The organism is Streptomyces sp. IMTB 2501 (assembly GCF_001953885.1).
GTDB lineage: Bacteria > Actinomycetota > Actinomycetes > Streptomycetales > Streptomycetaceae > Streptomyces.
Genome location: NZ_MQUS01000014.1, coordinates 75,742 through 89,335, shown reverse-complemented (window position 1 = coordinate 89,335; position 13,594 = coordinate 75,742). Strand labels below are relative to the sequence as shown.

Sequence of the window (13,594 nt, the reverse complement as noted above, 5' to 3'; positions counted from 1 at the left end):
CATGCACCGTCCGGTTCTCCTCGTCATCGCCCACGGCAGCCGTGACCCACGGCACGCGGCGACCGTGCACGCCCTGGTGGAGCGGGTACGGTCGCAGCGGCCGGGGCTGCGCGTGGAGACCGGATTCCTGGACTTCAACGTCCCGTCCGTGCACGGGGTGTTGGAGTCCCTGGCGGCTGAGGGCGTGCGGGACGTCGTCGCCCTGCCGCTGCTGCTGACCCGCGCCTTCCACGCCAAGGCCGACATCCCGGCCGTGCTGCGGGAGGCGCCGGCGCGGCTGCGGATCCGGCAGGCGGATGTGCTCGGCCCGTCCCCGCTGCTGCTGTCGGCGCTGGAACGGCGGCTGTACGAGGCGGGGCTGACGCCCGCCGACAAGTCCTCGACCGGGGTCGTGCTGGCCTCGGCGGGGTCCTCCGACCCGGAGGCGATCGCAGCGATCGCCGACATCGCGCGGGAGTGGTGGCACACCGGTTGGTGCGCCGTGCGACCTGCGTTCGCCTCCGCATCCCTGCCCCGCACCGAGGACGCCGTGGCCGAGCTGCGTGCCCTCGGCTGCGAGCGGGTCGCCGTCGCACCGTACGTCCTGGCCCCCGGCTTCCTCCCGGACCGCATCGCACGAGGTGCGGCCGGGGCGGACGTACTGGCGGACGTGCTCGGGCCCGCGCCCGAGGTGGCACGAGTGGTACTCGAACGCTATGCCGAGGCAGCCGAGTCGCTGCCGGTCGCTGTCGGCGCCTGATTCCACCGCGCGACATACGACGAGCGCAGAGGGAGTTCGCCGCTCACAGGTCGAAGGCGTGCATCAGTTGCCGGGTGAAGGTGAGGCTGCCGGTGCCGGCGCTCGCCGCGATGGCGACCGCCTCCAGCGCGGTGCGGATCCGGCCCCGGTTGGGCGGCAGCCCGTCGTCGGCGGACTCCGCCAGGGCGTCCAGGATGACCTGGCCGTGCCCGGTGAGCCCCGGGTACTCGGCGCGCAGTGCCTCGGTGAGCCGGTCCGCGACGAGCGTGAGGGTCTCCAGGTCCGGCGTGCCGTGGCCGTGGCCGAGGGGGCCGTGGTCACCGTAGTTGTAGGTGGTCATGTCCTGTCCTTGCTTCGGGCTCGAAAGAGCCGTGGGGGGAGCTGAGTTGGGGTTCAGGGGCCGCGCTGACGTTACCGACGTCGCGGGGGTGCGTGAGACGTCGTTCTGCGCGACTGCGGGCCGCTTCGGGGCAGACGAGGGCTCGGGCAGTGACGATGGCGCGAAGTGGGCCGAAAATCGCCACCCATCCGGGTGACCGGGGTCCGTTGACCAGGCCCCGGACACCGGTCACGCACGGGTGCCCGACGCGGGCCACGAGGCCGGTGCCGGGGCTTGGGCGGCGGGGAATCGGCGGAGCGCCGGGCCGGTGCCGGGGCACCGCGTCCGCGGCGTGTTGTGGCACCGACGGTGACGCCCTGCCCGTGTTGCCCGTCACGCTCAACCGCCCCCTCTCCGGCCGTCCATGCGCTTCACCCTAGGGACGCGCCCCAGGGTTTGTCGCGAACTTCGGTGACCGCCGGTCTCGGGGGCCACAGGCGTGATAGAGGGGGCCAGAGGCGTGATGCAGGGGGCCGCCGGGGCCGGCGCTCCCCTGTCGCGTCGGACCGCGGCGGCTCTTCGTTCTGCGCCGGTCGCGGCCCGTGTGTCACACGATCCGCGAACGCGGCGTGTGTGAGGGGCGTTTATCAGCCAGTGGGCTTCCTGGTCAGTCGAAGCGGAGGGCGCCGTTGCGGGTTCGCTTGAGTTCGAAGAGGTCGGGGTGGCGGGCCAGTACCCGGAAGCTGTCGAAGAGTTCGGCCGCCTCGGCGCCACGCGGAATGGCGCGCAGCACGGGTCCGAACCACACCGTGCCGTCGACATGGATGGTCGGCGTGCCCACATAGCCACCCGACTCCTGCTCCGCGCCGGCCTCGTGGCTGCGGCGCACCGCGTCGTCGTACGACGGGTCGTGGGCGGCGGCCGACAGGTCGGCGGGCAGCCCGAGTTCGGCGAGCGACTCGGTGATCACCTGGTCGAAGTCCTTGATCCCGCGTTCGTGGATCCGGGTGCCGAACGCCGTGTAGAGGTCGCGCGGCACGGACTCGCCGTGCCGTTCGGCGGCGGCCACGGCGACCCGCACCGGGCCGATCGAGCGGTCCACCAAGTCCCGGTACCAGTCGGGGAGTTCGTTGCCGTCGTTGTGCAGGTACAGGCTCATCACACGGAACCGGAGGTCGAGCGGGCGAAGGCGCTCGACCTCCAGCAGCCAGCGGGAGGTGATCCAGGCGAAGGGGCAGGCCGGGTCGAAGAAGAAGTCGACTCGGGTCGGGGCGGACTCGGCGGCGGTGTCGCGGTGCGTCATGACAGCAACGCTAGTCGCTCAGTGGCGCAGTGTCCCGACCCAATCCCCTGTCGGATCAGTGGTCCACTTCGCCGGGCCCGCCCGTTCCCGTCTGCGCCGGGTCCACGACCGCTATCTCCGTCCCGCGCAGGCGTTCCGGCTCCGCCACGACGTCGATCCGGGTGATCCGGCCGTCGGTGCCGAAGCCGAAGGCCAGCACCAGGCGCGGCCGTCCGTACGGCGCCATGACCAGGCCGAACTCGCCGTCCAGCAGGGCGAGTCCGGTGACCTGGGCGCGGGCCACGGCCGCCATGGCGCCCTGGGCGACGGGCTCGGCGCCCCGTACGGTGACCGGTGCGGGCGTGGGCACGACCAGCGCGTCGGCGTGCAGCACCACGTCCGGGTCGAGCAGGGCGACCAGGGCTGTGAAGTCGCCGCCACGGGTGGCGGCCAGGAACGCCTCGACGGCCCGGCGCCTGCGTACGGCATCGGCGGCGGGCGCGGGCGGCCGGCCCTGGACGCGGCGGCGGGCCCGGCTGGCCAGCTGCCGGGTGGCGGCCGGGGTCCGCTCGACCAGTGGGGCGATCTCCTCGAAGGGCACGGCGAACATGTCGTGCAGCACGAAGGCGACCCGCTCGGCCGGGCTCAGGGTCTCCAGGACGACCAGCAGCGCGACCCCGACCTCGTCGGCCAGCAACGCTTCCCGGGCAGGGTCGCCTGCCTCGGCGGAGACCGCCGGTGTGTCATGGACGCTGTCCTGGGCGTCGAGGAACTCCTCGCGCCGGTTGCGGCGGGCCCGCAGCAGGTTGAGGCAGACCCGGGTCACCACCGTGGTCAGCCAGCCGGTGAGGTTCCGTATCTCGTCGAGGTCGGCCTCCCGGGCCCGCAGCCAGGCCTCCTGCAGAGCGTCGTCGGCTTCCGTGGCCGAGCCGAGCAACCGGTAGGCCACGGCGGTCAGATGCGACCGGTCCGCCTCGAACCGCGCCGCGAGCCGCCGCCCGGCATCCTCCGTGAAGTCGTCCACCGTTCCCCCGTCCTCCCACTGCCCTTGCCGCCCGCACCGGCACGAGCGGCTCGCGCCTGTGCCGGGGCCCACGAAACGCCAATCCGGCCGGAAGATCAACCGGCATTCGCCGTCAGTCGACGTCCAGCGGCGCTCGATCGGCGGCCGCCACCGCCTCTTTCACCAGGCGTTCCAGTTCGTCGACCGGCAGCGACCCGGCGGCCCGGCGCTCTCGTGCGAACCGGTTGGCGAGCCGCTGGAGCAGCTCGTTCAGCGGGGTCGGCACGCCGTGCAGCCGGCCGAGGAGCACGATCTCCCCGTTGAGGTAGTCGGCCTCGATGGTGCCGGTGCCCCGGGCGAGCGACTGCCAGGAGGAACCGCCGCCGCGCGGGGCACCGTCCAGCGGTACAAGGGTGACCTTGTCGCCACGGGCCGCGCGCTGTTCCCCGGCGCTCGCGTGGGCGATGCCGGCCGCGTCGAGCACCGCCTCTCCCTCGGCCCGCACGCGCGCGAGCAGGGCGTGCGCCGCCTCGTCGGCGGCGGGCCCGCACACCGCTTCGAAGGCGGTGCCGAGGTTCCAGAGCAGCTTGGCGTGCTGCCAGCGGTCGACGTCCGGCACGACCGGCGCCTCGAAGTGGGCGGCGTCCAGGTCGGCGGCGATCCGGCGGGCGGTGTCGTCGGTGCCGTGCGGCAGACGGCCGAGGTGCAGGATGCCGGTGAGCGGGGTGCCGGCGGCGGAGACGACGCCGGGCTCCACGAAGGTCGAGGGCAGCCAGACGCAGACGCCGTACACCTGCCGGAAGCGGCGCAGCGCCAGCCGGCCGCCCTCCACACCGTTCTGCAGGCACACGAGCGGCAGCCGATCGGCGGCCGTGCCGCCGCCCGCGACGGGCACCTCGGCCCAGGTCTCCAGGGCGGCCACGGTGTCCTGCGTCTTCACGGCGAGGACGAGGACGTCGTCGGCGCGCAGTTCGCCGAGTGGGCCGGGCCCGTCGACGGCGGGCAGCCGGTACGTCAACTCCCCTTCCGGCACCCGCAGTCGCAGCCCATGCTCCCCCAGTGCCGCCAGATGCCGGCCGCGTGCCACGAGCACGACCTCCCGCCCGGCCTCGGCCAGCCGCCCACCGACGGTCCCGCCGACCGCTCCGGCCCCGATGATGATGTAGCGCATGGACCAGAGCCTCGCACACGCGTACGCGACCCGGTCACCGAGGTTGGCCGACGCACAGGTCCATCACGACCGCAACGGCGTCCGGGGCGAGCCGGCTTCGCGGGCCTGCGGCTGGTGACCCACAGCGTCGTACTCGGCCTGGCCGCCCTGGGACTGCTGGGGGCTCTGGGAGCCGCAGCGCCCCCTCGCCGGTGCCTCGTGAGGTCCTCGCGCCCACGACCTTCCTCGGACCGCGGCCGGTCACGCTCCCGGAGCTGTCAGCTCGACCAGCTTGACCACGGTGTTCCAGTTACGGCTCGTGGCGATCAGGCCCTTGGCCAGGCGCGGGCGGGACAGCGCCTCGGCGAGCTTGGAGCGGCCGAGACCGTCCGGGGCGTAGAGGTAGAGGCAGCGGTCGCCGAGCCGGAACTCCTCGGGGAGATACGCGGATTGGTCGATGTCCGCGTAACGGTCCGGGGTGACGGCCGCCGAGAAGTAGGTGACGTGCAGTTGCTTGGGCTCCAGGTCTGCGGCCGGGAACGGGCAGGCCTCGGCGACCGCCCGGAGGTAGGCGTGGTCGCGCACGAGCACGTCGGCACGGAAGCCGAAGCGCTCCTCGATCGACCGGGTCAGCTCCGCCGCCAGGGACTCCTCGTCACCGTGCCCGGCGGTGAAGACGGCCTGCCCGCTCTGCAGATAGGTCCGTACGCCGGTGTGGCCGAGGCCGGTGAGCAGAGCGCGGAGATCGGCCATGGGCAGCTTCTTGCTACCGCCGACGTTGATTCCGCGCAACAGCGCCGCGTAGGTCGTCATCCGGCCACCCTAGAACGGCCGTCGTGCCCCGTGGGGGCGGGCACGACGGCCGGGCCCGCGCAGGACGGGACTCCGCGAAACTCTCGCCGATGGGCGGGCACCGGATCAACCTCTACACACACCTGTGACTTGTTCAACAAGTCTTCGTAATCACAAACCGTCGCGCCGGTGGCAGAACGGACAACCCATGTCCTCACGTTGTGCCGCCGGGTGCCGCCGGGTGCGCGAACCCCGAGACGTGTCCCCTAGAAGTGCGGATAGGTGTAAGGGGCCGTCGTCCTCCCCAGTGGTGACCGGCGGGCAGGCGAGTTCACCGGGCAGCACGACGAGACGCGTTTGTCCGGCTCATACGGTCGTACCGGAGCAAGCGCAGATGTGGCGGCAGGGGGCCGCCACCGCACACAGGGGGGAAGACCCGCGATGGGGAACAGGGACGTGCGGGTGCGGGGGCTGGCGGCCCGTGCCGGCGGCTGGAGCGCCCGGCACCGCTGGGCGGCCGTCGGCATATGGGTACTGTTCGTCGTGCTGGCGATGGGACTTGGCTCGGCGGCGGGCCGGGTCGATGTGGACGAGGGCAACCAGCTCAAGGGCGAGACGCACACCGCCGCCCAGATCATCGACGACGCGGGGATCAAGCAACCGGCCGGCGAGACCGTCCTGATCCAGTCCAAGGACGCCACCGCGACGGCGACCGGGTCCGAGTTCCGGGCCGCCGTCGCCGACGTGTTGAAGGCCGTCGAGGGCACCGGCGAGGTCACGGCCGTGACCTCGCCGTACGACACGCACACGATCTCCCGGGACGGCCGCAGCGCGCTGGTGCAGTTCGACATGCGCGGTGACGCGAAGACGGCCGTCAACCGGGTCGAACCGGTGCTGAACGCCGTCGCCGGGGCGCAGAAGGCGCACGGCTCGCTGCGGATCGAGGAGATCGGCGGCGCCAGCATGCAGAAGCAGTACAAGGACGCCTTCGGGGACGACTTCCAGCAGGCCGAGTACTCGGCGGTGCCGGTGGCGCTCGGCATCCTGCTGATCGCCTTCGGGGCGCTGGTGGCGGCGCTGCTGCCGGTGGCCCTCGCGATCACCGCGATCATGGCGACGATGGGCCTGATGGGCCTCGTCAGCCATCTGCAGCCGATGAGCGACACCGCCAACTCCGTGATGCTGCTGGTCGGTATGGCCGTCGGCGTCGACTACTGCCTGTTCTACCTGCGCCGCGAGCGCGAGGAGCGGCTGGCCGGGCGGGACGCGGGCACCGCCCTGCGGATCGCCGCCGCCACCAGCGGCCGCGCGATCATCGTCTCCGGTGTCACGGTGTGCGTGGCGATGGCGGGCATGCTCTTCACCGGGCTCGCCCAGTTCGAGGCGATGGGCCTGGCCTCGCTGATGGTGGTCGCGGTCGCCATGGTCGGGTCGGTCACGGTCCTGCCCGCGCTGCTCTCGCTGCTCGGCGAGCGCGTCGAGAAGGGGAGGATCCCGTTCCTCGCCCGCCGAAGCCGCAAGCACGGCGCGAACGAGGGCAGCCGGTTCTGGACGGCCGTCCTGCGCGGCGTGCTGGCCAGGCCGCTCGTCTCGGTCGCCGTGGCGGCCGGTGTACTGCTGGCGATCGCGGCGCCCGCGCTCGGCATGAAGACCCAGCAGCTCACCCTGGACCAGGAGTTCGGGAAGTCGCTGCCGATCGTGCAGACCTACGACCGGGTCAACGAGGCTTTCCCGGGCGGCAGCGAGCCGGCCCAGGTCGTCGTCAAGGCCAAGGACATCAACGCCCCCGAAGTGCGGCAGGCGCTGGCCGACTTCAAGCGGCAGGCGATCGCGTCGGGCGCCTCGCGCGGCCCGGTCGGCATCCGGCTGCACGACGGGCAGAACGTCGCCCTGGTCTCCGTTCCGCTGGTCGGCGGTTCCGACATGGACCGGGCGGTCAAGAGCCTGGACAAGCTGCGTGACGAGGTCCGGCCCGCCACGCTCGGCAAGGTCGACGGCCTGCAGGCGCCGATCACCGGACAGGTGGCCGGCAACCACGACTTCAACGACCAGTTGCTCGGCTCCGTCGTCCCGGTGTTCGCGTTCGTGGTCGTCTTCGCCTTCCTGCTGATGCTGCTGTCGTTCCGCTCACTGACCGTCGCACTCACGTCGATCGTGCTCAACCTGCTGTCGGTGGGCGCCGCGTACGGAATCCTCGTCGCCGTCTTCCAGCACGGCTGGGGTGCCTCGCTGGTGGGCGCGGCGGGCGTCGGCGCGATCGTGACCTGGCTGCCGCTGTTCCTCTTCGTGATCCTGTTCGGGCTGTCGATGGACTACCACGTGTTCGTCGTCTCCCGGATCCGCGAGGCACGGATGCGCGGCCGCACCACCACGGAAGCGATCCGGCACGGCGTGGTCACCACGGCCGGCGTCGTCACCAGCGCCGCGGTCATCATGGTCGCCGTGTTCGCGATCTTCGGCACGCTGTCGATGCAGTCCATGAAGCAGATGGGCGTGGGCCTGGCCGCAGCGGTCCTCATCGACGCGACGGTCATCCGCGGGGTGCTGCTGCCGGCCGTGATGGCGCTGCTCGGCGAGCGCAACTGGTACCTGCCGAAGTGGCTGCACCGCCTCCCCGACCTCACCCACGACGAGTCGCCGGAACCGGCCGCCGCGCAGCCCGCGCGCGAGGAGGGCGAGCGGCTGCCCGTCTGATCCCGCACGGCACTCCGACCAGGGCCTGTCGGCACATGCGTGCCGACGGGCCCTCGCCTATTTCCTCACCTCTTCGGGCAGTTGTGCCTCGATGAGATCGGCGGCTCGGCCGGTGCCTCCCTCCTGGGCCATCTGCGCCTGGACCTCCTTCAGACGGCGGGCGACTTCCGGGTCGTCCACCAGGGCCAGCGCGGCCTCGCGGAGGCGGTCGGCGGTGGCCTCCTCGGTGTCCAGCCGGCGGGCGACGCCGAGGGACTGGAGCACGTCAGCGTTGCCGAACTGGTCGACGGCCTGCGGTACGGCGATCATCGGGGTGGCGGTGGCCAGCCCCTCCTGGCTGCCGCCGGCGCCCGCGTGCGTGACGAACAGGTCGACCTGCCGGAGGATCGCCAACTGCGGTACCCAGCTGTGCACCTCGACGTTGCCGGGTATCTCGCCCAGCTCGGCCGGGTCGACATGCCGGCCGGCCTGGAGGACCAGGTGCCAGCCGGGCAGGTCGCCGAAGGCGCGGAGGCACTCGCGGTAGAAAGCGGGCTGCTTGGTGAACGCCGAGCCCAGGGACACCAGCGCGACCTTCTCGGCGCCGGCGGGCCGCTGCCAGTCACCCTGGTCGGCCCGGTCGCCCTGGCAGGCGCCGACGAAGGTGTGGACGCGCTCGTCGACCCGGTCGGCGTGCGGCTGCAGGGCTTTCGGGATGAGCACGATGGAGCGGGCCGGGCGGCCGGCGAACGGGTCCGGGTGCTGGGTGATCCCGTTCTCCCTCAGCCAGGCCTCGAACCGGGCGTAGTACGCCTGTCCGCGCGCGGTCTTCTTCGGCTCCGCCCACATCGGCTCGGCCACCTCCTCCTCATACCCCTCCCAGGCGACGAGGTTCGGCGAGAGGGAGATCGCCGGGACACCCCAGCGATGGGCGAGGACGCGGGCCGGATACGAGGCGATGTCGTGCAGCACGAGGTCGGGCTCGTCGCCCGCGTAGGCCTCGATGAGCTGTGGGAGCGCCTGGATCGCGTCGGCGAGGAACGGCTCCACGTTGTCGAGCAGAGTGGTCCCCCAGGCCTCCGGGCCGTCATCGGGGCCGGGCAGTGTGGAGGTGTACGGCACGGGCCTGGCCCCGGTGGCGGCCACCTTCTCGGCGAACGCCGGCGGTATGGCGTACGTGACCCGGTGCCCCCGGGCGACGAGTTCACGGATCACCTCCAGGCTGGGGTTCACATGGCCGTGCGCGGCGATGGAGAACATGGCGATATGAGCGGGAGTGGTCATGACCCACACCGTATGCGAGACGAGACGTCTCGTTCAAAGTGTTTTCCTCCGCCCGCCGGCGACCGAGGCGATCGCCCGGACCTGCCGGTCGAGAGGCTGCACTGGATCACCTCCGGTCGTGTCGAGGCCGACGAGTGCGGCGCGATGAACGAGTTCCTCGGCGGCAGCCTGGCGCGCCGGGCCGTACGCGACATCAACACCCCGCACATACCGCACAACTGGGAGGACCGGCCGCTCAACGACGAGACCATCCGCACCCTGTTCCGCGGCGACCTCTTCGACCATCTGGGCAACGGTCCCGCGATCACCGGCACTGACCTGGCCGAACCCGCCCTGCGTGCCGAGGAGTTGTGCCGCCGGGCCTCCTGCCTCACCGCGCCGACGACCACGCTGCGCGCCCTGGCCGAGCGTGCTGGAGCCTCCGCATCCGGGGCTGGACTGAGCCCTACGGCCGCCGCTCGGCGCTGACAGCGGGCCAGGACCAGGCTGCCGTCCTGCTCAAGGCGACGAATGCGAGACTGGCCGGATACGGATACGGATACGGCACACGCACCACACCGGGACGGCACGGAGGCGGCAGGATGGACGAGGCACGGGCACGGGGCGTACTGGCCGCGGCGGGTGTGCTGCCGGGCCCGGCCCGGGACGCGGCTCTCCTCGCCCTCGGCGAGAACGCGGTGTTCGCCGCCGGTGGTCTGGTGGTGAAGGTGGGCCGGGACGCCGAGCTGCTGCCGCGGGCCCGGCTCGAACTGGACATCGCCGGGTGGCTGGCCGAGGCGGGCGTGCCGGCGGTACGGGCGGCCGAGCCGAAGCCGCGGCTCGTGGACGGGCACCCGGTGACGGTGTGGCACCGGCTGCCGGATCCCATGCGGCCCGCCGAGCCGCGGGACCTGGCGGAGCTGCTGCGGATGGTGCACGCACTTCCCTCTCCTCCTTTGGCTTTGCCGCCCCGCGAGTTGCTGGGCGGTGTGGAGCGCTGGCTGCGGCTCGCGGGGGATGCGATCGCCCCCGAGGACGCGGCGTACCTCCGCGCGCGCCGGGACGGTTTCGCGGCGGCCGCGGGCGCGCTGACTCCCCATCTGCCACCGGGCCCGATCCATGGCGACGCGCTGCCCCGCAATGTGCACATCGGGCCGGACGGGCCGGTCCTGGTCGACCTGGAGACCTTCTCCGCGGACCTGCGCGAGCACGATCTGGTGGTCATGGCCCTCTCCCGGGACCGGTACGGGCTGTCCGCCGAGGCGTACGGATCCTTCACCAAGGCCTATGGGTGGGACGTGCGGGAGTGGGAGGGCTGTGCGGTGCTGCGGGGTGCCCGGGAGACGGCCAGCTGCGCCTGGGTGGCCCAGCATGCGCCGAGCAATCCGAAGGCCCTGGCGGAATTTCGGCGCCGGGTGGCGTCACTGCGGGACGGGGACGAGACGGTGCGGTGGTATCCGTTCTGAGGGTGCTGTCCCGCCCTGGGCTTTCAGGCGTGCGGCGACTGCGGCTCCCCAGGGGCGCGGTGCTGTGTCGACATGCGGCTTCGCCGTGTGGGCGCGATCAGCCCACCACTCGGACGCGGACGAAACCGCTAGGCAGGCTGGCTCTCGTTCTCGGTCAACTCCCGTAGGGGCCACGCCCCGTCCACCACTGCCCCCGCATCCCCCTTGCGGCGCAGGAACGCCTGGAAGTCCGCCGCCCACTCCGCATACCACTGGATCTGCCGCTGGTGGAGTTCGCCGGAACCGAGCGCGGCGATCTTCGGGTGGCGGTCGGCTATCGCTGCCGCGAGGCACGCCGCGGCGAGGGCGTCGGCCGGGGCGGTGTGAGCCTCGTCGAGGGCTATGCCGTACTCGGCGCAGACCGCTTCCAGGTTCCGCTTGCCGCGGCGGTAACGGTCGACCCAGCGGTCGATGGTGTACGGGTCGATGACCGGGGCGGGCGGGGCGCCGCCCAGACGGTCGGAGAGGGACGGCAGGGCGTGCCGGCGCAGTTCGGCGGAGAGCAGGGTGAGGTCGAAGGCGGCGTTGTAGGCGACGACCGGGACGCCCGCCTTCCAGTACCCCACCAGGACCTCGGCGATGGCGTCGGCCACGCGGTCGGCGGGGTGGCCCTCGGCCGTCGCCCGCTCGTTGCTGATGCCGTGCACCGCCACCGCGTCGGCCGGGATCTCCACGCCCGGATCGGCCAGCCATTCCTTGCGGCCCATGGGCTCACCGGCCCTGACCTCGATCACCGCGCCGGTGACGATGCGCGCCTCATGCGGATCGGTCCCGGTCGTCTCCAGGTCGAAGCCGATCAGCAGCTCCTGGTGCCAGCCCATGGGCGGCCCCCCTTCTTGGTGGTGCTTTCCCCCAGTGGCCTCCACCCTCGCACGCGGCACTGACAATCCGAGGATCGCGTTCCGCTTGCCACAACGGACAGTTCAGGACACTGGGCGCGAATCCGCCCACGTCAGCTCGAATTCCTCGCGATATGTCGGGAAAAGACCGGCTTCCACAACGTCGTTCGACTTGACCAACTTGCTGCCGTTGCGCAGCACCAGCACAGGCGACTCCATCCCGCGCGCGCCCCGCAGATAGGACTGCACCACGGCGATGCCGTCGGCGCCGTCGCCGTCCACCAGGTAGGCGGTGAAGCGCGGTGTCTCGTCGTAGACCTGGATCTCGAAGGCACCCGGATCGCGCAGCCGGGAGCGGACCCGGCGCATATGCAGGATGTTCATCTCGACGGACCGGCTCAGTTCGCCCCGTTTCATCCCGAGTTCGCGCTCGCGGCGCTTGACCGAGCTGGAGGCCGGGTTGAGGAAGAGCAGCCGTACCCGGCAGCCGGACTCGGCGAGCCGGACCAGGCGGCGGCCGGAGAAGTTCTGCACCAGCAGGTTGAGGCCGATGCCGATGGCGTCGAGGCGGCGGGCGGAGCCGAAGATGTCCTCGGCGGGGAACTGGCGCAGCAGCCGTACCCGGTCCGGGTGGACGGCGACGACGTCGGCGTACCGGTCGCCGACCAGGTCCTCGACCGCGTCCACGGGCAGCCGGCGCGCGGAGGGCACGTCACCGGCGGCGCCGAGCATCTCCAGCAGCCGGGCCGAGGCCCGCTCGGCCTGGCTCAGGACGGCCTCGGACAGCGCCCGGTTACGGGAGACGACGTTACGGGTCACCTCCAGCTCGTCCAGGGCGAGTTCCAGGTCGCGGCGCTCGTCGAAGTACGGCTCGAAGCACGGCCAGTGCTGCACCATCAGCTCGCGCAGCTGGGGCAGGGTGAGGAAGCTGAGCACGTTGTCGTCGGCCGGGTCGAGCAGATAGCCCTTGCGGCGGCTGACCTCGCGGACCGCGACCGCGCGCTGCACCCATTCCTGACCGGCCGGACCGGCCGCGGCGACCACCCAGTCGTCGCCGTGCACGGGTTCGTAGATGGGGCGCAGTACGGCGGCCACCACCGCGCGCAGCCGCTGCTCGACGAGGTTCAGCCAGATGTAGGCCCGGCCGGCCCGCTGGGCGCGGGTGCGCACCTCGCGCCAGGCGTCGGCGTCCCAGTCCAGCTCCGGCCCGATGGATCCCGCGTCCATCGGCCTGGCCAGGGACACCGCGCCGGGCGGGACGTCTGTGGAGTTCCCCTCGTGACCCTCGTCACCAGGGGGCAGCTCCAGCCCTCCCGAGCCCACCCGTGCACCGCCTTCCGATCCCCGGGCCTTACCCGTCTCAACGATCAAGGAAGGGTACTCCGCGAGGGGTCGGCGGTGCAGCCGGATGGACAGGTCGGTTTCTCAACTGTTTTCATCAACTCCACCGTTCCCAATGGCCGTTCTGCCACGTCAGGTCACACGGAGTGAGCGGATTCATAGCGATGACGTCCCGCGGTGCGATGGCGGTGCCCTGCCAGTGCACCGGGTGGACTTGATGGTGGGGCCGGGGACGTTCTCGTACGAGCGGCGTGCCCGTCCTTGTTCCGGCCCGTCGCGCCGGCGTTCATGGCGATGGTGCCGTCGTCCTGGAAGCGCCACTCGGTCGTAGAAGGTGACGCCGGCCCGTCGCCCGGCTCGGGTTCGGCGAGGTCGACGCTCAGGCGCTGCGGCCCGCGGCCGCCGTCGACGTTCTTTCCGGTGTTCAGCAGCTGCCGGTTCAGGGCGATCTTCTCGACACGCCGGATCTTGTCGTCGGTCAGCGGCTCCCGGCCGGTGCCCTGCCGCCCTCCGCGGGCGCCTGTTCCACGACCCCGGGCCGGACCGCGTCCGGCCCCTGACCTGCCTGTGTCCCGCCGCCGGCGCCCGCCGACGTGTCCGCCCCCGCCGTGCCCGGCAGGGTGATCGCCATCATCGCAGCGGTCCCCACCGCCGCGACGGCCACTCCTGTCACCAACCTCCCCAGAGG

At 72.1% G+C, this 13,594-nt stretch carries 12 protein-coding genes and 1 pseudogene; 4 read left to right on the top strand and 9 right to left on the bottom strand.

All coding sequences use genetic code 11. The features are described 5' to 3' along the window. Position 1 precedes the first annotated feature (1 nt). Positions 2-739 carry a sirohydrochlorin chelatase gene (locus AV521_RS24070; protein ID WP_076090675.1) on the top strand — a complete coding sequence of 246 codons (738 nt, stop codon included), beginning with the start codon at positions 2-4 and terminating at the stop codon, positions 737-739. Positions 740-782: 43 nt separating this feature from the next. On the opposite strand, the gene AV521_RS24065 is transcribed toward AV521_RS24070, so the two are convergent. The 5 genes from AV521_RS24065 to AV521_RS24045 all read right to left on the bottom strand — a co-directional run bounded on the left by AV521_RS24065 (position 783) and on the right by AV521_RS24045 (position 5,306). Further along, positions 783-1,079, bottom strand: a complete 297-nt coding sequence (locus AV521_RS24065; protein ID WP_076090674.1) for a hypothetical protein — start codon at positions 1,077-1,079, stop codon at positions 783-785. 646 nt (positions 1,080-1,725) lie between these two features. After that, positions 1,726-2,361: a DsbA family protein gene (locus AV521_RS24060; RefSeq protein ID WP_076090673.1), complete on the bottom strand. Its 636-nt coding sequence runs from the start codon at positions 2,359-2,361 to the stop codon at positions 1,726-1,728. Positions 2,362-2,416: 55 nt separating this feature from the next. Continuing rightward, complete coding sequence (locus AV521_RS24055; RefSeq protein WP_076090672.1) at positions 2,417-3,364, bottom strand: sigma-70 family RNA polymerase sigma factor; 948 nt, start codon at positions 3,362-3,364, stop codon at positions 2,417-2,419. Between the two features lie 112 nt (positions 3,365-3,476). Continuing rightward, positions 3,477-4,514: a ketopantoate reductase family protein gene (locus AV521_RS24050; RefSeq protein WP_076090671.1), complete on the bottom strand. Its 1,038-nt coding sequence runs from the start codon at positions 4,512-4,514 to the stop codon at positions 3,477-3,479. A gap of 240 nt (positions 4,515-4,754) precedes the next feature. Next, positions 4,755-5,306, bottom strand: coding sequence for a DUF1697 domain-containing protein (locus tag AV521_RS24045; protein ID WP_076090670.1), 552 nt, complete (start codon positions 5,304-5,306; stop codon positions 4,755-4,757). Between the two features lie 420 nt (positions 5,307-5,726). On the opposite strand from AV521_RS24045, the gene AV521_RS24040 reads away from it, so the two are divergent. Next, positions 5,727-7,979, top strand: a complete 2,253-nt coding sequence (locus AV521_RS24040) for an MMPL family transporter (protein WP_107480994.1) — start codon at positions 5,727-5,729, stop codon at positions 7,977-7,979. 57 nt (positions 7,980-8,036) lie between these two features. Here the strand turns inward: AV521_RS24040 and mgt are convergent. After that, positions 8,037-9,279 (bottom strand): annotated as a pseudogene (gene mgt / locus AV521_RS24035) (macrolide-inactivating glycosyltransferase). Between the two features lie 107 nt (positions 9,280-9,386). Here mgt and AV521_RS24030 point away from each other — a divergent pair. Together AV521_RS24030 and AV521_RS24025 are read left to right on the top strand one after the other, a co-directional pair. Then, entirely contained in the window at positions 9,387-9,710 is a 324-nt protein-coding gene (locus tag AV521_RS24030) for a hypothetical protein (protein WP_143658640.1), read from the top strand. A gap of 113 nt (positions 9,711-9,823) precedes the next feature. After that, positions 9,824-10,687 carry a phosphotransferase enzyme family protein gene (locus AV521_RS24025; RefSeq protein ID WP_076090668.1) on the top strand — a complete coding sequence of 288 codons (864 nt, stop codon included), beginning with the start codon at positions 9,824-9,826 and terminating at the stop codon, positions 10,685-10,687. A gap of 128 nt (positions 10,688-10,815) precedes the next feature. Here the strand turns inward: AV521_RS24025 and AV521_RS24020 are convergent, their stop codons facing one another. From AV521_RS24020 to AV521_RS52305, 3 genes are all read right to left on the bottom strand, one after another. Further along, a complete protein-coding gene (locus AV521_RS24020; RefSeq protein ID WP_076090667.1) occupies positions 10,816-11,547 on the bottom strand; it encodes a 3'-5' exonuclease in 732 nt (243 codons plus the stop codon). 102 nt (positions 11,548-11,649) lie between these two features. Further along, positions 11,650-12,888 (bottom strand): SAV2148 family HEPN domain-containing protein, encoded by a 1,239-nt coding sequence (locus AV521_RS24015; protein ID WP_076090666.1) that lies wholly within the window; start codon positions 12,886-12,888, stop codon positions 11,650-11,652. 496 nt (positions 12,889-13,384) lie between these two features. Next, entirely contained in the window at positions 13,385-13,579 is a 195-nt protein-coding gene (locus tag AV521_RS52305) for a hypothetical protein (RefSeq protein ID WP_305965185.1), read from the bottom strand. Positions 13,580-13,594 lie beyond the last annotated feature (15 nt).